This window comes from Ruegeria sp. AB9 (assembly GCF_056542585.1).
This window is the reverse complement of the sequence record NZ_JBQGAA010000023.1, coordinates 1-21,483: the sequence shown is the minus strand read 5'-3', so window position 1 is coordinate 21,483 and position 21,483 is coordinate 1. Positions and strand designations below refer to the sequence as shown.

The following is a 21,483-nucleotide window of genomic DNA, read 5'->3' as shown; positions in this document are numbered from 1 at the left end:
ACTAGTAGGGCGCGTGCTTACAGCGATTCTCTGGTTCGAAGGGTTGCAGCTTGGCGTGGCCAAAACAAATTGAACTGCAGCTAGGGGCCGATTTTCTCGGATGTCCCGTGATCTATTTGCCGTCCAACGTCCGGCGAGCATCAACAATGCGCAAGAGATGGCTAGCGAGCAAAACAATCTCAATCGCTTCTTGAGCATCATCCATAGATACATTTCGGTGAGAGTGCGGGTTCTTGTAGGATCCGATGGCCCCCGCAAAAAGGTGCATCAATGCTTCAGCCTCGGCGTCCTGTTGCGTATGGTCACGCAGTGGCCCATCCTTGAGATTGAAGGCGCGGCGTATCATCGGGACACCATGATCTCCTTCGGGAAAACCTGCGGCACTACGAACCGCAATCTCGACCGCCCGCATCGCTTTAAAGACGGCTTCAGCATAGTCGCCCCGAACAAACGCTATCCAGACGTTTGTGGCGATTTCGGGGTGAAGTAGATCGCGTTGCAACCGACGCGCGGTCACATATTGATCGAAGTCTGTCTCCGTTTTGAAGGATTTAGCGCGCCTGCTGAGAAGCTTCCAACTCTCGTTTCCGGGTTCCGGCACAAGAAAGCCTTGCGATTGAAGCCATGCAAGAGCCTCTGAGACAGCCAGGCTAACTTCTTTTATGTACTCTCTTGGATAACTGGGAGTTCTGTCATTGTATCCAGCTGAGTTCTTCGTCTCCAACATCAGGTTGTGAATGCTAAAGGTTTGATCACCGCGGCCGCACCTTTCGCGAAGGAAGAAAAGCAACTTACCCGCCAACTCTTCAGGTTCAAACGCAAGTACAACCTCTGGGTCCGGAAAATTCGCGGGAAGCTCGTGCACAACTAGACCCCATCAATAAATTAGTTTCTTTCTTTGTGCATGTATCAAACAGGTGACCGAACTCCAAGATGCACGAATGGCCGCTCTGGTGAAGCTGTACTGCAGCGCCGAACGATACCGCCGAAGTCAGCTATTGCCGGCACAATGCGATGTGCTGGCTGCCGTTCCTAGAGAATCGATATTTGTCGCAAATCCATGGCAATACCAAACCACATATCCGCTTAACGGCACCTATTGATTCAGCGTCAGAATGCCCGCTTGCACCGCAGGTTCGATCAAGTCGCTAGGCCCTCGAGATTGGTCTCCCAGAAGTTCCACTCTGTATTTCGCACGACTGACAGCGACATAGAGCCTATTGTGCGACGAATAGGACAGGAAGTGTTTACTGCTTTCACTCGACTGATCCTTCGAGGGAGGCAAACGCCCTTTATCTACTCCAACGGCAACAACTCCCGAGAACTCCAGCCCACCAACAAAATCTGCATGGGCTACTACAAATTTCCCGGAAGCTTCAGCTTCACCAACAGCCTCAACGTCACCACGCTTCTTTAGCAGGATGTGAGGTTTGTTTTTTGTTTCGGCGTATTTCTGTAGGCTCTCGACCACTCCTTTGTCAAAGCCAACAATCAGAACTTTACCTTTCTTGCATCCCATATCCCTCTGCATGGCCTCCGCGCGTTCGTAAGCGCCTTCAATCATCGCCTGATCATTTGGATACGAACGGAACACGGGTTGTGCCGACATCCGCTCCTCTTCGTCCGTGAAGCTCGATGCAGCGGCTTCAAGCGGATTGTCGAAGTTTGTAAAGAGGGTGGCACCAGAAGACACAATCGAAAACGCCAATTCTACGATCTGGGGAGAGGACCTGAAAACCGTTTGCAGTTTACTCTGATCTTCTTTCGTCGGGCCACCGGTGAGCGTCTCAGAGATGTCTTGATTGGTCCAACCATGGTCACCCACTGCCTGAGTGCGGTCGATCGAATAGACAATTGGGAAATGGGTGTCGCTTTTCGTGAAGTAGTGAAAAATGTGGAGTTCGTTTATATTGAACAGATGGGTTTCATCAATGAAAACCGCATCATATCCGTCTCTAGCACGTCTCCTCCGCCATACAGGCGTATCAAGCTGACCGATGGCTGTCAGAACTACATCGTCAGTATCAAATTGGGATACCGCGCCGAGCTGCTCTTGGTACTTCCTGAATACCGCGAAAACAAAGCCCTTGTCAGCGTCACCCACTATTGGGATTCCATACTTTAAAGAGGGAGCGTTTTTGTAAGCATCGAAGTCCTCGGATGCACGCCCTTTGATCATAACGCTGATCTCATGTTGGAGCATTTCCGTAACCGCCCAGCCGTCCGTTTTCTTTAGGAACTCCCTTAGATCTGCGGACAAAAACCTCTCATGAGATGGAAAGTCGTTCTTCATGGCGTCGGAATACGCCTCATTCACGTACAGAAGCTGTGTTTCCTTTGACTCCAAGGCATCCCGGTCTATGAACTCGGACTCGCTAATATGCTGGGCCAGTTGTTCTGCGCAAAGTTCGCTCAATGTGCAAACCTTCAGAGTATTCTTCTCCAAGAGGCGATCGCGGTCCGAGAAATTGTCCGGGTCGAGCACCATGAGGAATTCATTGATAGCACGCTTCGTTGCCTCGCTGTGGGTTACGAACACGATGTGACGCGAGGTGCCTTCGGAGACTGAGTTTTTGAGGGATGCTATCGCTTTTAACATCAAGCACAGAGTCTTCCCAGTTCCCGCCGCACCTTCGATACGATGGGCGCCATCTACCTGTGCCTCAATGAACTCCCTTTGTTTGTTGGTCAGCATCTTCATCCAGTCATCAAACGACTGAAACATTGATGTTCCGTTAGTGCCCGGTACGGTGCCCAACTCCGATACTTGCACTACGCTTGTAGAAGTCGCAGCCCGTGCGGACGTCAATGTACGGGCTTTCGAAATGACCTCATCGACCTGCCCAAAAGCCTTCTTGAAATTTGTAAGGCCTGCCTGTTCGGTATTTGCGTCACCTTTCCCGTAACCCGTCTTGTAGACGAGCAAGAATTTTCCGGCAAAGTCTCGTTTCTTAAGGCGGTCGGCCCATGGAGCCTGTTCAATAACTACTCGGTACGGTGTCGGCTTATAAGGATAGGGGAAAAGAATGGCTTTTGTACTGGCTGGAATGACCCTCTCCGAGAAGTTCAAAGATAAATTCTGCCAAAGTTTTTTCGCAAACCTGAGGGTTTTCTGAAGAACGAAAACCGTTTCGCCAGCGTCCACTTCTTCTAAGAACCGGGACTGCTCCAAATCTATGACCAGAAAGTGCGATTCCTTCGAGGCTTCGTGACTGGCAAATGCTATACCATCATCCAGCTTAACCAGCGAAATCTCAGGCGGAAAAACGGCGGAGGTCACGCCTCCAGAAACCAACTCATAAAGTGCACGAGCCAAGTCAAACTCGATGGTTTGAAAGAACCTGTTGGATACAAACTCGTCGACTGCGCTTTCTTCAAAAACAATGTACTTCATATCACGCAGTTCTCTCTTTCCCAAATTTTCGCCCACAGACATCCGATATGAAATCCGCCCCATAATTTTCCAGACCAATTCGGCCGAACATGTACGAAAATGTCTGCAGAATGTGTTCGATGTTTGGAGATGGAACTTGCCCAACTGGCATGGCGAAGTCATCAAATTCGAATGAAAGGTGGATACCTAGTTCAGAACCACTCTTTGCAGGACGGTCCATGCCGTTTGCCACTTCCTTGGCTATACTTCGGGGCAAGAACGCACTCTCTCTTAGAAGGATGACGTGCCCGTCATTCTCATTGTCATCGGTTACACTGGGAAGAAAGTAAAAACTGGGTACCTTGTGCTGCATCAGCTCTTTCACAAGCGCCGATACCTCTTTTTCATGTGTATCTAGGAACCAGTTTCTGTCTTCGGGATCATCCGCGCTCAAAGCCTCAAGGCGATCAAGCCGGTCCGCCTGCTCGTGGGCTTTGTTAGCAAGCTTCTTCTGCGATCTAGTCGCGTCCTCATCATCAAAGAAGCTAGAAACCACCTCCTGGCGCGGGATGGATGCCAATACGCTCACGGCCACCCCTGCCTGCTTCAAGGTACCTTCGAAACTTCCGCGTTTTGATCGCAAGGCATTCCCGAACAAGATTTCGAATCCATCACAATGCATCCAGTCAAACAACGTAACGACGGGCAAATAGTTCAGTAGTGGGTATTTGTCGTTTGCGATGTCGCATCTTGCTGTGATGGCCAACCCATGCACGCGCTTGTCTCGGTATCTGTCGGCAATAGCGCAGTTGAACAATGTACCTTGGGTGATTTCACCAAAAACCGGTTTTTGTACTTTCATTTCACATCTTAATTGCTTGTGCTTTTTCCGCATCCTACGTCCGGTTACTACCACCTACAACGGACATTTTTCGCAGGGTCGCTCGGTGCATTAACAATGTTCGTGCAACCGAGAAAATTCGAAATTTATCATTCCGACCATTGCCTTCCATCGAAGTGTTGCGCGGCGAAAGAATGTAGGCAAACCGACAATCGCGTCATGGAACTGACAGCAACGACACCTGTCCACCTGATCCATGTGGACCCCGACGTTAACATGGTGCGGTTCTATGGCATAGAGTTGCAGCCGACGTTGTTTGGGGAAGTGTCCGTCCTTCGGACCTGGGGACGTATTGGCACGAACGGTCAAGCTATGAGGGTGACGTATGATGACGAAGCCCAGGCCAGTGAAGCGCTCCAAAAACTCGAAAAGCAAAAGCACCGTCGAGGCTACGTCCCGGTCGGTGAGTGACTTCAGGTTGCAATTTGTTTCCATAGCAAATCCCGAGCCTTTTGGCTCGTGAGTGGGCTCTAGGTTCCAGCCGACGTATCGGCTTCCACCCAGAACACCCCGACATGATCTCCCTGACGCAGTAGCCCCTGACCCGTCTCATGCGAGCCGGGGCAGGGGCTTTGGGTCATGGTCGCTCCATGCCGTGGTGATCTGCCCGTTCGGATGATGATCCCTTTTGCGCTCCCGCAGGCTCGAAGATCCTTTGGTCTTTTTTGTTGGTCAGGCGGGATTTGGACAAGCCAAACGCCCCCCGACGTCAGGGGGAAGGCGCGGCCTCCCCCCTCGGACAAGACAAATAGACAAGACCGTGTCCTCGCGCGTTGCGCTGCGGGCCGCACCACTCTTGTCGATTTGTCCTGTCTCGCCCCTCTCCGCGTTCGCCACGGGGCAGGTTTTAGAGACGACGCCCTTTCAGGGCTCGGCTCAAAACCAGCACCAAAGGGGACCAGCCCCGGAGATCGCACCACAAAAGGAGAGACGGTTTTGAACAGTGAAGCAACAACAGACATCGAGAACGACACCAGCCTTCAGGCGGCAGAGATTGCGGTCCAGAATGATCTGTTTCGGAAATCCCTGATCGATCCGACGGCAGCAATTGAGATGCACTCCAAAGGCATTCAGGGCCAGGTGTTTGTCACGCCCGGCGTGTCAGCCGAAGGGGTGGAGTTTCAGGCTGCGGCATTGGCTGCAGTGGCGTCGGATGATCAGTTTGACGAAGGCAATGACCCTTATGGCGATCACACTTTTGGAACGGTGACAGTCAGCGGCCAGAAGCTGTTCTGGAAAATCGACCTCTACGACACGGATTATACGTTCGGGTCCGACCGCCCGTTTGATCCCGCAATGACGCGCCGCGTCCTGACCATCATGTGCCCCAGCGAATATTGATCCCAATCCCAAATCAGAAAGGAGGTGAACACCTTGAGCAATGAAATCTTGCAGCAGCGTATCGCGGAAGCGTGGGCGCTAATCAGGAAGGGCGATGACTTCGACATCGGACGCCGCTTCCTGATCCAAAACGCAGCCGTTTAAGCGGCCTCGCTCTACCCCCAAGAGGGGTAGGGCACCCTTAACACAAAGCGAAACACTCAAACAAGGATTTGCCCCATGAGCAAAGTCGAAACATTCACCGCACCGGAAGCCATCGAAACCATCTCGCTCTCCAATCTCTACCTGTCCGATCTGAACCCACGGCAGGAGGCCGCCGAAGAAGGCATCGCCCTCTTGGCCGACAGTCTGGTCATGTGCGGCCTGATCCAGAACCTCAATGGTCTGCGTGATACGGATGGAAAGGTCGCCATCGTTGCCGGTGGTCGCCGCCTGCGGGCTCTGAACCTTGCCGTGACCGAGCGGGCCGATCTGGCTCAGGTCCCCGTGAAGGTCACGGATAATCCGTTTGTGGCCGAACAATGGGCCAATGCGGAAAACACCGCGCGTGAGGAACTGGACCCGGTGGACGAGGTCCGCGCCTATGGCAAGATGGCTGAGAAATCCCTGTCTGTTGCCAAGATCAGCAATGCGTTTGGCGTGACCGAGGCGCATGTGCGCCGTCGCCTCGCACTGGCAGGTTTGCCCGCCGCCGTTCTGGACGCGCTCAAGGCTGGTGAGATCAGCATGGGTCTGGCGAAAGCCATGACCGTCAGCACCGAAGAAGATAAAATTCTGGAGGTTCTGGAACAGGCTAAAGAGTGTCGGTGGTTCAGTGAGCATGATGTCAAACAGGCCCTGACATCTGAGGCTGTCAGCAGCACCAACCGCAAGGCCGTGTTTGTGGGGCAGGAGGCTTATGTTGAAGCAGGCGGCACGGTCACCGCTGATCTCTTCGCTGATGAAACCCTGTTCAATCAAGGCGCGCTACTGGATCATCTGTTTGCTGAGAAACTGGCGGCAGAAGCAGCAAAGCTACGCGAAGCAGAAGGCTGGGACTGGGTGGAGACCCATGAAGACAGCTACATTCCCTATGGGTTCTCGGGAAGTCAAGGCATGCACCGTCTGGAGATGGTGAGCCGGGACTTCACCGAAGAACAGGCCGAGCGGTATGACGAACTGGCCGAACTCTATGAGGCTGAGGCTCTGGACGAGGCTGGCGAAAAGGAGCTGGCCGCGCTCGAAGACTATGCCGCACCGTTTTATTCCGACGATCAGCGCAAATTGTCCGGTGTGTTTGTCTATGTTGGAAACAATGGCGACATCAAAACATCCTCGGCCTATGTTGCGGCAGAACATGTGCAGGCTGCCATCGAGGCCGGTGTTTTGGCCCCAGTCAAAGAGCCCGAGGCCAAAGAGAAACCAAAACCTGCCTATTCACAGAAGTTCATCGACAACATGGTGGCGATCCGGTTGGCAGCGGTTCAAACGGCTTTGCTGGACAAGCCGGATTATGTGCTGAGCCTGTTTGCATTCTCCGCAACCCCGGCCTCCGGTCTGACCAGTAACCTGTTTGGGTTTGGCTACGGTGGCGCTGAGCGGAACACGCCGGAAATCGACGACCAGTTCATCCTCGACCCGCGCCTTGGAGGGGAGCGGGACGAAGCGGCAGAGGCAGCCTATGACCAGTTCAAGGAGATGGCCACACAAGGCAGCGTGGAGGCGTTCAAAGCGTTTCGCGACTTGGGCAAGAAGACCCGCAACGGTGAGATCACGGCCTTTCTGGCCCGGCGGTTCCTGACCCAACGCCCGGAGTTCATGGCGGAGATCGAGGCTGAGATTGGTGCAGACATGCGCGCGATCTGGACCCCGTCGGTTGAGAACTGCTTCAAACGCTTGAAAGGCTGGCAACTGGATGATCTCTACAAACACCTGCTGGACCTGCATGTCGATACCGACATGTTCAAAGCCTTCGTGAAATCCAAGAAGGGCGCGAAGAACGAGGCGATGCACAAGCTCTTCAACGACAACGCGCATCAGGCGGCACTGGGTGTGACCGAGGCGCAGAAAGCCCGGATTGATGCATGGGTGCCTGATTGCTTCTGAACCCAGCGGGGCAGGGCGCATCGTGCCCTGCCTGTCAATCTCTGGCTGTGTTAGCCTCAATGATGAAAACCCAAAGTGGCATTGCGCAAATACCTCGTCGCGCATAGCTATCAGAGGTCGGTCACCCGGCTCATTTTTTCTAAAGCGATCACTTGATCAGAACAGATTTGGATAGACCCATGGACACCTCATCAAACAAGCTGGAAAAAGCGGCTCGCCGCGTTTGGAAATCCGCACAGATGTTTGTCGGGTTTCATACGGATCAGGAGGGCAAGCCGCGCGAACAGCCAAAGCTCTGGCCACCGAAGAACGGGAGCGCGTCGATCCACAACGACCCCAGCGCACAGGAGGCGATTGTTGTGGTCAAAGCCGCTGATCCGGAAGCAACGCAGGACGTGCAGATCAAGCTGCATCCAAACCGTATCGTTGTGCGCCGCGACGCAGACATGTGGTGGCAGGGTGTGGCCGTGGATGCGCATTCCGTGACGGTCCGCATGGCCGACAACACGATCATTGAAATCCGCCATGACGGGTCGGTGAAACGTCGCTCGGCGGAAGATGAAACCCATGTTGAGGCCGATGGCAGCATCTTCAAGTTCACCGAGTTTGCCGAGGCGTATATGACGGGTGACGGGGTGGAGATCACCCGGCGCACCGAGGACCGGATTGCCACGATCACAGCCGACGGTGTTGTCGATCGCGCGCGCACGCGGTAGCCTGGTTTCAATACCTCGAGACTTTCCTTCGGTTAAACTTGTGGCCCGCTTCGGTGGGCCTCTTTCTTGTGTGCTAGACGTCGGCAGAGGCTTGCCGAGGTCGCCTCTATTCCCTCCCTATGCCGTTCCAAACCCATGTTGACTGTTGTCGCCAACCTAGCCAATGTCGCGCGTTGGTATCGATGCGTCTGCCTCAGCGCAGATGTGTTGGGGCCGATGCAAATCCACAAGGAAGCGCAAGCAACATGACCGACGACTGGAACGACTATGCCGATGGTTGGGACGACAATAGCGACGTCAGACGCTATGCGAGTCGCGCTTTCAACACGCTGGACGAGCACCTGTATATTCGTGGGAAGAATTGGCAATCAAAGCGAGTTCTCGATTTTGGATGTGGCACCGGATTGCTGGCGGAGAAAATCGCACCGCATGTGGAGGAAGTTGTCGCGGTTGATACCTCGGAGAATATGATTGCAGTCCTGCAGGCAAAGAACCTGCCCAATGTCAGGGCCGTTCACGGGGATATGCTAGCGGGAAATGTTCGGGAGGTGGAGACCGGGGTCTCAGGTTTCGATTTGATCTGCGCTTCTTCCGTTTGCGCCTTTCTTCCGGATTACAGTGGCGCTGTGGCAGTGCTGGCGGGTTTGCTCAACAAGGGGGGACATTTTGTTCAGTGGGATTGGCAAGCGTCAGGTGATGACGGTTTTGGATTGACGCTAAACCAAATGAAAGCCGCGCTGGAGGCGGCAAGGCTTAGCTCAATTCGGGTCGAACGGGTATTCGAGTTCAAATCTGATGAGCAGGTCATGCCTGTTCTGATTGGAGCGGGGGTTCGAAAAACGGAATGATCTTGTGTTTGGATGCGTGAACAATCAGTGCGTCCAATTGGCCGACCTTTGGTATGGCTCGGGCAGCAAAGTTCAATTTAGAGAATTAGCACCGGTTATTGGTCAGACTCCGCAATTTCAAATTGTGTCCGGCTGATGACCTGATCCGCACAAGCGCGGATCAGGGCCGGACCGTCCGGTCTTTGGCCTCCGCCAGTTGGAATGTGCGGCTTGCACCGCCGGTGATCCTTGATCCTTTGCTACGACGGTCTTACCGATCCAGAAAGGCCACCCGGACCCGGAACTGAACACTGCGCCTGTGATAGACCGGGGTGATGTTGCTGCCACAAATTGTATCGCTTTGTTCAGATGACCCGCGCGCAGCGATCCCAGAAAGTCTTGCCCTTCACTTGGTCTGTCAGTTTCAAACCCGTTGCCAGAGATGATCCTCGGCTGCCGTGTTTCTGAAGGGATGAACATAAACGGGCAGTCGGGGAAGCCGCGCGGTGCCCGGAACGGTCGCCGCGCTTCAACAGGGAATTTCCCCTGCGCCTGTGGCGCATTCCGCGCGGACCAAATTCCCTGCTGACATCCCCTTGATGCCCGCTTTTCCCATGTTCATCGAAACACGTCATAGCGAGGATCAAACAATGGCAACTCAAACTCTGAAACTGAACGTCAAGACCGGTGAAAAAGAAGGCAAGACTTTCTGGGATCGCTGCGGGGTTCTCTTCGTCAACACCGATGAGACCGGCAACATCACCTCGATCCAGGTCAAGCACAGCATGTTCCCCAGCGTTGAAATGGTGGCCTTCCCGAAGCGCACCGATGACGAACCGGTCACTGAGTGACGAGAGGGCAGGGCGGCGCAAGCCGCCCTTTCCGTTGCTCCGGCCAAAGAGCCGGACCACATTAGCGCCACGTATGGCGTGCGGCCTAACGGCCGGGCAGGGACAGCCAGCTCGTTAAAAAGGGGCAATTCTGGACGAATGAACCGGACAATAGCCAAAGGGTAATCCAACGCGCGCACTGTCTGGCCTTTCCTTGGCTCATTCCGTTGTTGCCACATCTATTGGCCCAAGAGTTTTGGAATGTCCTCTCCGCTGGGGGGCTGAGGGTTATCCAGTCTGAGCAATTTCAACCTTGGGCGAAATTGGCCTGACCGAAGCAGGCTGTAAGCAGAGACACCAAATATCTCAGCGCCAGTCTGTGATTAACCCTCGGCCAGCGGTGCCGTGAACACCACCGCGATGTCGGACAATCTCTTGTCCATGGGTCTTATCCCTCAACACTTTTGCGGATCATGGCAGCAATCTCCGCGTCATTTTCGATCAAGACTTGTCTGAACAAGGTGCCAATGCTGATGCCTGATCGCAGGGTTTTCGGAACTGCGGCCAGAATTTCCTCTAAGGCGCTTTCCACTTCGCCGCCTTCAGGTGCCGAAACCTGAAACCTGATCGCGGCACGACGCGGCTCATCCGGCTGTCGGGCGCTTGGCTTTCGTTCTTTCCGTTCAGGTGCCTTGCCCACTTCGACAGGATTGGGCTTTGGTTCAGCTGCAGGCGCATCCTGCTTTTGCTTTTTGAGCTCCGTCACGGTCGGCGCGATGTCTGATGTCGATCCGGCAAGCAGGCTATCGATGTCCTTAGGCCGCGACATGCTGCACCTCGCTTTCTTTCAATGCGTTCAGAACAAAATCAGCATTGCTCAGCGCCTTTTGGCACCGATCCGCCGTGCGGCGGGCGTTCGACCTGGCTGACTGCGTATCCGCGTGTCCCATGGCTTCATGCGCAAAACCCATCAACCGGCCAATCGTTGTCCCCGCCCGAAGCGCGTCGTCCATCGCGGCGGAATCGGCAATGCCACCAATGCAGGTGAACTGCTTTTCCAAAGCCTGTTTGCCCTTCCGGATACCGGCTGACTGCGCAACGGACTGCCGGGTGAACATGATGCGGAATTTCTCTTTCGGGTCTGCGGTGCTGCCGATTTGCTGCAAGGCCGCTTCGCAGGATCGGTATGTGACCAGGATTGGCTTGTATTCCGCCGATGATCCGTCAGACGGGCACAACACCATGTCGGCCACTGCCATCGCCATTGCGGCGGTTATGCTGGGCTCACCTTTGGTGTCGATCAGCAGGTAGTCAAAGCCCCCCGCCTTTTCTGCTTCAAGAATATGGGTATAAGCCAGTTTGGCATTTTCTGCGTCTTCCTTGGCAAACTGCCCGGCCTCGATCAGAAGTTCATCGGCTGGGATCGGGTCCAACCCGTTGTTCGGATTCAACCATTCCGAGAGTGTTCCTTGGGAATCCAGATCGAGGATACGGACACGTTTACCCTGATGGTGCAAAGCGGAAGCGAAGGCAACGAGCATGGAAGATTTCCCAGCTCCGCCTTTGGAGTTTACGGCTGCATAGATTTTCAATTTGGTCCCCGGGTCTGCGCCCGAAAGCCACGCCGCGCAGCGGCGTGCCACAACCGGGCTCGCGATTGCAATTTATCGCGCGACCCGTCACCCGCGCTGAAATCAAAGCTATTGCTTTTCTAAGCAATTTGCAACGCTTGCGGCCTGTGTGCCGTCAAGAAATGGGCGTTGCGCAGGTTGCAGATTGCAGGCTCTGCGCCGCGTATGCCGGCAGGCAAGCGGTGGCCCATGGGTGGCAATCTGCAACCTGCAACATCGGGTAGCCATTGATTGCCGCATGCGGTTTGCGGCTCGGGATCAGGTGGCTGACCAACGGCATTGGTACACCACAAATGAACGTGCCTCGTGCTACAGACCGTCTACATCCTACGCTTACTTTGCGGGATAATACATATTGTGCTATCGACAATCTGTTAGACTTGCAGTCGGCTACCAATTCAACTTACACTTGAAACACAATACGCGCGGTTTGACGGGGCCACGCACGATTTCTGATCGTGGAGCAAGCCCCGATGCCACCTGGCGTATCTAAATCAGTCACGACAACCATGCGCTTTGATGAGGACGAATTGGCGTTCCTCAAGCAACGCAGCAAGGCCATGCAGCTGCGCAGCGTGACCGGACTGGTGCGTGTCTGTATCCGCATAGCCTTTGGTATTCCGACGAAAGAAGAATTCCGAACGCTGCAGTTTAGGGAGCATCTGGTGCAGCTGGTGGGCATGGCGAACAACCTCAACCAGATAACCCGCGCCGCAAATGCCGGGAAGTTCCGGCTCAACAAGCGGACGGAAGAACAGATCGAGGCCATGAAAGTTGAGGTTCGGGAGTTGCGCCGGCTGATCGAAGATTACTCCGACGCCGCCCATGAGAGGTCTTTTACCCGTGCATTAGAGATCGAGCGGCTGGCTGAGAAACAGCGTGCGTCACGTGTGTCACCCAGGGCGAAGGCTAAGGTATGACCAGCCTAGCCTCCGCATATGATCCGGCCTGGGACGCGCTGTTTGGAGAGTTTCAACTTATCCCGAACCTGAAGCCGCGCCCTGGTCAAAACCCCGCGCGATCGCGGCGTCGATCACCTCAGCGGCAGAACCCGTCAGGTGGTGCTGCCGGAATGATTGCCAATGCACTTCTGACCAATCAGGCGGTGGTCAAGGTTGTCCGAGGTGGCGGCGTCACGGCGTCCGGCCGTCTGGGCGGCCAGCTGTCCTACATCACACGCAAGGGCACCGTCGAAATGGAGCGTGGCGATACCGGTGAGCTGTCGCATGGGACGGAGGGGCTGCGGAATGTGCAAGACGACTGGGCGAAGGATTGGGCTCGGATGGACGCGCGGGTCACGAACTACAGCTATCACGTCATCCTGTCTTACCCCAAGGACACAGATCGGGAGGCCGCCAAGCAGGCCGCGCGCAGTTTCGGCGCGCGTTTGGCGAATGGCGAATATGGCGACCGCTACAAATATGTGATGGCCCATCACGACGACACCGGTCACCCCCATACGCATCTGGTGATCAGCCGGGCAGGAGCGTCTGGCAAGACCCTTCAGCTGAGCCGGTACGGGATCAAAACGCAAGATCTGCGAGAGCTGCAGGTTGAGACCGCATGGGACGTTGGCATTGTCCTGACCGCCACCAGCCGGTTCAGCCGCAACCTGCGCCCGGAGCGCGAAAGCAGCGCGCGGGTTCATGCACGGCGCGACGGCCGGACTCTGCGCGAGCGGCCAACCCCAGAGCAGCGCAGTGGTTTTCCTTTCTTTGGAATCGGTCGACAGCAAGTCGCCGCGCCGGATCAACTGCAGGTCATGAGCGATCAACGTAATGCAGACTATGCCGCCCTTGGCGAAACACTCCGGTCGCATCACGCCGGTTTTGAGCAGGGCATTTTCACAACCCAATACCCAGGACGTGCCGAGACCCTGGGAGCCTTTAGCAAAGCTGTACTCGGCGCAGCATCAATCCTGGTGACGGACGGGGTTCTCAGATCAGAGGAAATCGACATGAATCAACAAGTCGCCAACCAGATGGACCCGACACACGCCCCGGCCATTGATGGGGAAATGAAGGCCATTGGAACCGATGTCCGTGAGTTTATCACGGGCATGGACGCAAAGGCCGAGGCCATGGAGGACGAAGACAAGCGCAGCCAGACTGAGGCCGCGATTTCGCGTGTTCTGCGGGACTATGAGCCGCTTATGGATGAAGAGACCAGGACGTTCTTTGGCAAGCGTCTGGAGCGGGACGATGAGGTCGAAGTTGGCCGCGACGACGTGGACCCGACACGCCAGCGCCGGGCTGCAGAACAAGACGCAGCAGATCCAACGCGCACTCTGCCCATCGGACTGAAGCGGGGAGGCTCAGATGGTCGGGAGCGCGCCGATGCAAACGATCCGCGTGGCGCGGCAACCAAGGCTGTACTCAAGGATGCGGATAGGCAAGTGGCCGAGCGGTTCGAAGCGATGGGCATCAATGGCGATCTGGTCTTGTCGCGTATCCGCAATGGCGCTGACGTGGACAAGCAGACGCGCGAGAACTGGTTCGAACGCGATGTTAGAACCTTGGCCAACGCGCATTCGCTCAGCGAGAACCAGGCGCGGATCGACATGAAGACCGCGTACAAAGACGCTTCTGAGATCTACCGCGATGCCCGTGGCGAGATCCGTGACATTAACCGCGCCTTTGCAGAGGGCAGGGGTGACGAGTTCCTGTACGAGAAGATCAAGACCGGCGTTCAGGACGAAATGCAGAGGATGAAAGGGCAGGGCTTTGACCGGGCTGCCATTGGAGGCCGTCTGCTTGAAATCGAGGATCGCGTACTAGAGCTTGTGACAGGTCGAACACCGGATCGTTTTGAGGGCGACACACGCCCAGGCCCGGAACAGCAAGGGCAGGCACCAAATGCAAAAGCCGTCAGCTCAGCCCCGTATCGCCCTGATCTGGACACAGGCGTGCGCGGGCAGATCGTCGAGGTTGGATCTGCGCTCTACAAAGAAGACGAGAAAGACAGCCTGTCGCCTTATGTCGATCTGAAAGTGGACGGCCGCGACACACCTTTCCGCGTCTGGGGTGTCGATCTGCCCGACCTGATGCAGCGTGAAAACCTCAATATTGGTGACACGGCCACGCTTGCTCATGACGGTTATAAGAGGGTGACCGTAAGCAAGGTTGATCCAAAGACCGGCGAAAAGAAGACCATCGAGGCAAACCGCCGCGCCTGGAAAGCAACCGACATCGAGCGCACACCACGCGACAACGATCGGTCACGGGAACAGCCCATGTTGCCCGATGCTACGACTGCAAAGGCAGGCGAGAAGGGCCAGCAAGTTGGTGCTGTTCGGCAGGAGGTCTCCGTTGAAACCGGTGTTACTGGTGTCATCATCGATGCCAAAGAGGCTCTGCTGCGCCCCGATGATCCAAACAGCAAGTCGTTCTATGTCGATATGAAGGTCGAAGGCAAAGACGAGCCGGAACGGATCTGGGGCACCGCCCTGCAGGACCAGATGGCACGGAACAATATCTCAGTCGGTGACACGGCCACGTTTGTCAAAGCGGGCAAAGAGGAAGTCACTCGGTCACGCCGGAACCCCGAGACTGACGAGCCGGAGCGCGTCAATGTCACTCGCACAGCCTGGGATGTGAAAAACCTTGATCGGCAGATTGACCGTGACCCGGCGGTGCAAGAGCAACGGCGTCGGGAACGTGAAGAACGCACCAAGGGCGACCGGAGCATGAGCCGATGAGTCGCCATCTGCAAAGTACATTGAATCGGGTGTTCGGAGAGCAATTGCTCTCCGATCCTCTCCTGTCTGAAATCGTCCTGAATCCGGACGGCAGAATCTGGATCGAGCGCAGTGGCGAACCGGCCATGCGTCTGCTGGACCAGCCGATAGGTGAGGATGATGCCGAGGCGCTTGCACATGACCTTGCTGGGGGTAATCCCATTTCAGAAAAGACACCGCTGGCCGGGTCGCAATTCGAAATCGACGGGTCATTGTGGCGGGCGCAGGTTGCAGTCAAACCCGCCGTGGAAGATGGTGTTGCCTTTGCCTTGCGTCGAGCCGTGGCAAAGCAACTCTCACTCGATGATCTGATGCAGGGCTTGCCGGACCTGGACGCCAATATGGACGATCTGAAATCCGGCGTTGATCCCGCCGATGAGGCTGTGTTCGACGCCTACGAGAACAAGGGTTTTGGCGATTTCCTGCGCGCGGCCGTCAATGCCAAGTGGAACATCCTTTTGTCCGGGGGGACATCATCCGGCAAAACGACCTGGTTGCGCGCTTGTCTTGGCGAAGTCGACCACTCAGAGCGGATCATGACCATTGAGGACGTGCTGGAGATTCGGCCCAGCCAGCCCAATGCGGTGTCTCTGGTGGTGCACAAGCATGCGACTAGCCGCGATCTTTTGAAAGCCTGTCTGCGATTCCGGCCGGAACGGATCATCATGGGGGAGCTGCGCGGTGCCGAAGCCTATGATTTTCTGTCCGCCATCAATTCGGGCCATCCAGGCGGGATTTCCACGTTGCACGCGGCCTCACCAGAAGCCGCCCTGTCGCGTCTGGCACTGATGGTCCTGCAGGCGGATACCGGGCTGACCTATTCCGAAATCCTCGAATATTGCCGCTCGATGATTGACGTGATTGTGCAGTTTCGGAAAACCGGGGATCAGAGGCGGCCGGTTGCCGTCAGAGTGCTCAGGGAGAAAGCAGTATAGGTTTGTGAATGTCCGTTGCGGAAATGGCCGAAGCAGGTTTTTCGGTCGTGCAGACCGCTGGTAAGGCTTAGCCGATGTTCAAGCAACCTGCGGAGAATGGCCACAAAGAGCCCAAAGTGCAGGTTGCGGCGGTGAGCATTGAACGGCAGCATTCACTCACCAATTCAATAAGATCGCTGATAAATCCTCGATGTATCGACGCTGTTCTTGGTGTGATTTTGCGTCCAAATTTCGTACGGTATGCCCCGTTCTGAAAGCGCCAGAAAAACGCGGTGTGGATTCAGCCCAGCAGTTTCGCGATCAAGGGTCTGAACACGTCCATCGACAAAATGAAGCTCAAAGCGATCTTCGGTTTCGGTGTACTCACCATCGCTGTCTTTGATTGTGCGACTGATTTCTAACCTTAGTGCTTTGGAAACATCGACAAGGGGCAAATCCATCGGCAAATTTTGAGTAGGTATGGCAACATCCCAAACCAAGCGGCTTGAAGAAACCGTGGCTTTCCAATCGCCTGGCGTGTTGAGTACGCGCCACGCCTTCCGCCCCTCGTTCAAGGCGATTGCCCCGCTTGATACTGCACAAAGTGCAAAGAAAGCTTTGAAAAACGATCCGATATGATCGGCGGGATGGATTGTGAAGATATAGATCAACGGCCATATCAGCGCGAGGCTGACCCAAAGGATATGGAGACTGGCAACGCGAGGTCTTGATGATTGAATAACAGCCGGTTTCATCACAACTCAATTTGTTCACGGAACTGAATCAAAAATATGACAATTATTGAATCAAACAGTGCTTCCATTGGTTGACGCAAAAACCGGCCATTCAACACCAGGCTTTTGGACGGCAGCAAAGTCCGCAACTCGGAGTTTACAGAGCACGATTTGAAGGTCTGGTTTGGGTTGCCCTTGATCACTGATGGGATAATAAGCGTTTCTTGCGATAGGCTGATGCTGGCATACCAACGTACTTCCGAAATGCATTTCGGAAGCTTGAGGGTTCCGTGTATCCAACTTCCGCAGCAATTTCGTCGATGGGCAAATCGGTCGTCTCAAGCATTTGCTTGGCTTCCTCGACCCTGAGCGTCTGAATGTACTCGACTGGCGTCTGCCCCGTGGCTTTGCGAAACCGCCGCAACAGACTTCGGTCGGTCAGACCGCTTCGGGCGGCCATGGCGGCGACCGGGGTTGGCAGGGCATAGTTATCCGCCGCCCAAACCTGGGCATCTGCAACCAGCGCATCTTCATGTTGTGCTCCCGCAGTCAAAGAAGCGTAGTGCAACTGTCCTTCAGTGTGGGGCTGGAGCAGGTAAATTTTGGCGAGGCGCCGAGCCTCATCCTGACCGGCAACTCGGCCGACCAGATACAGTACCAGATCACCCCACGCAGACGCTCCGCCTGCCGTCACGATCCGATGCCCGTCACCCGCAGGTATCAGAATCCGTTCACGACGTACCCGGACATCCGGGAATTTCCGGGCGATGACATCACAGAAACTCCAATGACTTGTAGCATCAAGCCCATCCAGCAAGCCCGCTGCCGCGAGTAAGAGCGCGCCGGAACAAACAGACGTAATGATCGCACCGTCAGCGTGCGCCTTGACAAGCCACGGGACCACCACCGCGAATTCATCCGGCAGCGGTGCGTCAGGCGCAAGATGCAGGTCAGGAACGATCACCAGGTCTGGTTGACCAAAATTGGCCAGTGATCCGTCCGGCGTGATCCGCCGTCCGTTGATGTCGACATAAGGCGTTCCATCTACCGACAGCAACTTGGCGTCAAATATCTTCGCCTTGGGACGGGTCCCATGCAGCATTTCCCAATCCCGGCCGACCGAAGCGAGCGCATCGAGAATACTGTAAGCCGTCGAGGTTCCGACGCAGGGCAAAGTCACAACCACGGTACGGCAGGGCGCTTTGAATGCTGGCATCGATATGTCCGATATTCACCGATTTGGTCATTTGTAGGCATATCATGACTCGCAAACCTGCGGCAATACCGATGCAGAAACAGACGAGACGAACCCCAAAAGCATCGGAGAAACCCAATGAACGAACAAACAGCAGTCACTTTTGATGAGGCCAAGGCAGAGCGCTTTGGTGAGCAGATGGTCGGCACATTGAATAGTGCCGCGCTCGCGCTGATGACGTCGATTGGCCACCGTACCCATCTATTTGACGCGCTCGCCGATTTACCCAACGCGACCTCCTCAACTCTGGCCGAGAAGGCTGGCCTGGCCGAGCGCTACGTACGCGAATGGTTGGCCGTGATGGTGACATCGGGCGTGGTCGACTACGACCCCGGAACCGGAACCTACACTCTTCCGCCTGAACACGCGGCGCTGCTTACCCATGCGGCAAAACCCGACAACATGGCTGTAACCTGCCAGTTCATCGGAGTCATGGCCTCGGTTGAGGAGGACATGGTCGCGCGGTTTCGAGATGGTGCGGGCACCCATTACCATGACTACTGTCGCTTTCACGAAGTCATGGCAGAAGACAGTGCTCAGCTGGTGGTATCAGCCCTGATCGAGCACATCCTTCCTGTAGAACGTGGTCTGATCGAACGTCTTGAGCACGGCATCGATGTTCTGGATGTAGGTTGCGGTGCGGGCCGCGCGATGATGGAACTGGCTCAGGTCTTTCCCGCAAGCCGCTTTGTCGGGATCGATCTGTGTGAAGACGCCTTTACTGAAACGCAAGTCTCAGCAGCACGCATGGGTCTGAAGAATCTGACATTTCGTGCGCAGGACCTTTCCAAAATCAAATCTCTTGGAAGTTTCGATCTGATCACAGCGTTTGATGCGGTCCACGATCAGAAAGACCCGCAGGGACTATTGGACCTTGTCTACCGCTCACTCGCCGAGGACGGATTGTTCCTGATGCAAGATATAGGCGGGTCCCGAAATCTGGAATCCAACATCCAGAACCCATTTGCACCCCTGCTTTATTCGCTGTCGCTGATGCACTGCACGCCAGTGTCGATTGGACAAGGCGGGCCAGGTCTCGGGGCAATGTGGGGTATCGAGACAGCACAGGAATACCTCGCCAATGCAGGCTTCGGGCAGGTCGAGACCCATCACCTACCTCATGATCAACTCAACGCATATTTTTTCGCGCGCCGTTAAGTGCACTGATTACGGAGTTTTCAAATGACAGTTCCTCATTCAACAACCGCCATCATTATCGGAGCCGGTCTTTCCGGGTTGGCTGCGGCCTCTGAACTGCGCGCCCGGAATATTCCGTTCGCCATTCTGGAAGCGTCCGACAGGGTGGCCGATCCGTGGCGCGCACGGCATCCGAAGTTACGACTGAACATTCATCGCCATTTTGCCCGGCTCCCCGGCCAACACGCACCTCGTAACTCGGACACCTTTTTGCCCCGAGATGCCGTCGTCGACTATCTGAGCGAGTATGCAAGCCAGTTTGCCACCGATATCCATTTCGAGACCCGTGTCCTGTCAATCCGCCGCGAAGACGACATCTGGCAGATCGAAACCAACAGAGGCACCTATTTCAGCGCGCACCTGATTGTCGCGACGGGGCGAGAGAAAGTGCCTGATATGCCCATTTGGCCAGGCATGGAGGACTTTGGCGGGCAAATCATTCATGCCGCCGACTTTGGCGACCCCAGTGAATACGACGGGAAGAAAGTTCTCGTCATCGGGGCTGGGAACTCAGGCACAGATGTGTTGAATCATTTGTCGCGCAGTAACCCGGCGCAGGTTTGGGTTTCGGTCAGGCACGGACCATCGATCTTGCCATCGCGGGTATTCGGGTTCTCTTTGCAGCGATTGGCTAACCTGTTCACGCTGTTCCCCAAATGGTCGCTCGATCCGATCTTTTCGATCATGCAGCGCGCCTTCTTTGGGAACCTGCGCCGCTATGGCCTGCGCCGCCATGTCATGGGAGGTGGTTCGCGGATGCTGAAAGACGGAGTTACCTTCGCTCTGGATGATGGATTCGTTTCTGCGCTGAAATCTGGTCAGTTTGCGGCCGTCAGCGAAACCGTTGGCTTTTCGCCTCACGCCGTTGAACTGGCCAGCGGTCGAAAGCTCCACCCCGACGTGGTGATCTGCGCCACTGGTTATCGAGCAGATCTGGATGAACTCTTCGGGAACATGGGTGCGTTGGACAACAAAGGTTATCCATTGCATCCAATGGGTCAGGAAGATTCCCGAAATCCTGGGCTTTGGTTCACAGGGTACGGATTGTTGTTCCAGGGGTTCTTCCGCGCGGCAGGTATCAGCGCAGGTCGCATCGCGAACCATATCGAAGCGTGTGCCAACGCCTCGTCCCAAGCTCAAACATCAAGGCATCTGTCACAAGGTACAAGCCAAGGCGCTCAGTCTTTGGAAGGAGCAGCGCGATGAATTTCCTAAACTCTGCACTGATGCAGTCGCCACCAAAGGGCTGGTGGCTGCATATCACAAGCGCCTGTCAACTCTGCGGGAACCTCCTGCGCCGGAAACGGAAAACTCATTACTTGGACGAATTACCTAACCATCTGTTGCGGGACGTAGGTCTTGAGCGCCTCATTGATATGAAACCTGATACTAGGTTCCAGCAACGTCTGATGTAGCACCGTGCGAGTGCCTGCTTGGGGCTGCCGCCAGTCGCTCATCAATAGCGCAGAGAACCGAGAGCAAACCTTCGAATAAGCAGGAAGCATTGACTAAATCCACTTCAATCGGCCTCATTGTGTTGAACAGGCAAAAGGGGATCGGTTTGGGAAACTTGGATACCGAAGCCAATAAAGCAGTTGTACAACGCTACATTGACGAAATTCAAAATGGTCACTCACTCGAGGTAATCGCTGACGTTTTTGCCGAAGACTTCATTGATCATACTGCAAGCGGGGGCGGTGCGTTCGTTGGCGGGATTGAGGGACTAAAGCAAGGATATGCTATTTTCCTGGAGGCTTTCCCGGACTTACACGCAGATGTTGAGAAGCTGATTGCAGAAGGCGATACGGTTGTGGCTTATAAAACTCTTACAGCAACCCACGCAGGTGAGTGGCTAGGCTCCAGACTCATTGATTTACAGCCAGAACAGCACGGTAGCAGCGAGAGCGATGGCCGAGAGGAATACCTTTGGGCATCTGTCATAT

Annotated in this window: 18 protein-coding genes and 1 pseudogene; 12 read left to right on the top strand and 7 right to left on the bottom strand. The window is 55.2% G+C overall.

The genetic code is table 11. From position 1 onward, the window contains the following. Nucleotides 1–112: 112 nt before the first annotated feature. The 3 genes from ACR0K5_RS23645 to ACR0K5_RS23635 form a co-directional block, all read right to left on the bottom strand. Nucleotides 113–865 carry a TIGR02391 family protein gene (locus ACR0K5_RS23645; protein ID WP_480631993.1) on the bottom strand — a complete coding sequence of 251 codons (753 nt, stop codon included), beginning with the start codon at nucleotides 863–865 and terminating at the stop codon, nucleotides 113–115. Nucleotides 866–1,096: 231 nt separating this feature from the next. Then, nucleotides 1,097–3,394, bottom strand: coding sequence for a UvrD-helicase domain-containing protein (locus ACR0K5_RS23640; RefSeq protein WP_480631992.1), 2,298 nt, complete (start codon nucleotides 3,392–3,394; stop codon nucleotides 1,097–1,099). 1 nt (nucleotide 3,395) lies between these two features. Then, nucleotides 3,396–4,235: a hypothetical protein gene (locus ACR0K5_RS23635; protein WP_480631991.1), complete on the bottom strand. Its 840-nt coding sequence runs from the start codon at nucleotides 4,233–4,235 to the stop codon at nucleotides 3,396–3,398. Between the two features lie 198 nt (nucleotides 4,236–4,433). Here ACR0K5_RS23635 and ACR0K5_RS23630 point away from each other — a divergent pair, with 198 nt between their 5' ends. The 6 genes from ACR0K5_RS23630 to ACR0K5_RS23605 all read left to right on the top strand — a co-directional run bounded on the left by ACR0K5_RS23630 (nucleotide 4,434) and on the right by ACR0K5_RS23605 (nucleotide 10,094). After that, on the top strand, nucleotides 4,434–4,685 hold the full coding sequence (locus tag ACR0K5_RS23630) for a WGR domain-containing protein (RefSeq protein WP_480631990.1): 252 nt from the start codon (nucleotides 4,434–4,436) through the stop codon (nucleotides 4,683–4,685). A 525-nt stretch (nucleotides 4,686–5,210) separates the two neighbouring features. After that, nucleotides 5,211–5,615: a DUF3768 domain-containing protein gene (locus ACR0K5_RS23625; protein ID WP_480631989.1), complete on the top strand. Its 405-nt coding sequence runs from the start codon at nucleotides 5,211–5,213 to the stop codon at nucleotides 5,613–5,615. Nucleotides 5,616–5,834: 219 nt separating this feature from the next. After that, nucleotides 5,835–7,700, top strand: a complete 1,866-nt coding sequence (locus ACR0K5_RS23620; RefSeq protein WP_480631988.1) for a ParB/RepB/Spo0J family partition protein — start codon at nucleotides 5,835–5,837, stop codon at nucleotides 7,698–7,700. A 179-nt stretch (nucleotides 7,701–7,879) separates the two neighbouring features. Further along, nucleotides 7,880–8,416 (top strand): hypothetical protein, encoded by a 537-nt coding sequence (locus ACR0K5_RS23615; RefSeq protein WP_480631987.1) that lies wholly within the window; start codon nucleotides 7,880–7,882, stop codon nucleotides 8,414–8,416. A 245-nt stretch (nucleotides 8,417–8,661) separates the two neighbouring features. Then, nucleotides 8,662–9,264, top strand: a complete 603-nt coding sequence (locus ACR0K5_RS23610; protein WP_480631986.1) for a class I SAM-dependent DNA methyltransferase — start codon at nucleotides 8,662–8,664, stop codon at nucleotides 9,262–9,264. Between the two features lie 629 nt (nucleotides 9,265–9,893). Next, nucleotides 9,894–10,094, top strand: a complete 201-nt coding sequence (locus tag ACR0K5_RS23605) for a hypothetical protein (RefSeq protein WP_480631985.1) — start codon at nucleotides 9,894–9,896, stop codon at nucleotides 10,092–10,094. Between the two features lie 427 nt (nucleotides 10,095–10,521). On the opposite strand, the gene ACR0K5_RS23600 is transcribed toward ACR0K5_RS23605, so the two are convergent. Continuing rightward, a complete protein-coding gene (locus tag ACR0K5_RS23600; RefSeq protein WP_480631984.1) occupies nucleotides 10,522–10,902 on the bottom strand; it encodes a hypothetical protein in 381 nt (126 codons plus the stop codon). Further along, complete coding sequence (locus ACR0K5_RS23595) at nucleotides 10,889–11,716, bottom strand: AAA family ATPase (protein WP_480631983.1); 828 nt, start codon at nucleotides 11,714–11,716, stop codon at nucleotides 10,889–10,891. The genes ACR0K5_RS23600 and ACR0K5_RS23595 overlap by 14 nt, the downstream gene beginning before the upstream one ends. Before the next feature lie 497 nt (nucleotides 11,717–12,213). Here ACR0K5_RS23595 and ACR0K5_RS23590 point away from each other — a divergent pair, with 497 nt between their 5' ends. Genes ACR0K5_RS23590 through ACR0K5_RS23580 form a run of 3 tightly spaced genes read left to right on the top strand, consistent with a single transcriptional unit; the run spans nucleotide 12,214 to nucleotide 16,375 of the window. After that, the gene (locus tag ACR0K5_RS23590) at nucleotides 12,214–12,624 is read left to right on the top strand and encodes a MobC family plasmid mobilization relaxosome protein (RefSeq protein WP_480631982.1); all 411 of its coding nucleotides are present in this window, start codon (nucleotides 12,214–12,216) and stop codon (nucleotides 12,622–12,624) included. Then, entirely contained in the window at nucleotides 12,621–15,401 is a 2,781-nt protein-coding gene (locus tag ACR0K5_RS23585; protein ID WP_480631981.1) for a relaxase/mobilization nuclease domain-containing protein, read from the top strand. Before ACR0K5_RS23590 ends, ACR0K5_RS23585 begins: the two co-directional genes overlap by 4 nt. Next, nucleotides 15,398–16,375, top strand: coding sequence for an ATPase, T2SS/T4P/T4SS family (locus tag ACR0K5_RS23580; RefSeq protein WP_480631980.1), 978 nt, complete (start codon nucleotides 15,398–15,400; stop codon nucleotides 16,373–16,375). Before ACR0K5_RS23585 ends, ACR0K5_RS23580 begins: the two co-directional genes overlap by 4 nt. A 164-nt stretch (nucleotides 16,376–16,539) precedes the next feature. Here ACR0K5_RS23580 and ACR0K5_RS23575 read toward each other — a convergent pair whose 3' ends face one another. Together ACR0K5_RS23575 and ACR0K5_RS23570 are read right to left on the bottom strand one after the other, a co-directional pair. Further along, nucleotides 16,540–17,109, bottom strand: a complete 570-nt coding sequence (locus ACR0K5_RS23575) for a hypothetical protein (protein ID WP_480631979.1) — start codon at nucleotides 17,107–17,109, stop codon at nucleotides 16,540–16,542. Nucleotides 17,110–17,287: 178 nt separating this feature from the next. Beyond that, nucleotides 17,288–18,304, bottom strand: a complete 1,017-nt coding sequence (locus tag ACR0K5_RS23570; protein ID WP_480631978.1) for a GlxA family transcriptional regulator — start codon at nucleotides 18,302–18,304, stop codon at nucleotides 17,288–17,290. Between the two features lie 117 nt (nucleotides 18,305–18,421). Here ACR0K5_RS23570 and ACR0K5_RS23565 point away from each other — a divergent pair, with 117 nt between their 5' ends. The 3 genes and pseudogenes from ACR0K5_RS23565 to ACR0K5_RS23555 form a co-directional block, all read left to right on the top strand. Next, entirely contained in the window at nucleotides 18,422–19,501 is a 1,080-nt protein-coding gene (locus ACR0K5_RS23565) for a class I SAM-dependent methyltransferase (protein ID WP_480631977.1), read from the top strand. A 24-nt stretch (nucleotides 19,502–19,525) separates the two neighbouring features. Then, nucleotides 19,526–20,746 (top strand): flavin-containing monooxygenase, encoded by a 1,221-nt coding sequence (locus ACR0K5_RS23560; RefSeq protein ID WP_480631976.1) that lies wholly within the window; start codon nucleotides 19,526–19,528, stop codon nucleotides 20,744–20,746. A 328-nt stretch (nucleotides 20,747–21,074) separates the two neighbouring features. Beyond that, nucleotides 21,075–21,341: pseudogene (locus ACR0K5_RS23555) on the top strand (ester cyclase); the annotation flags it as partial. Nucleotides 21,342–21,483 lie beyond the last annotated feature (142 nt).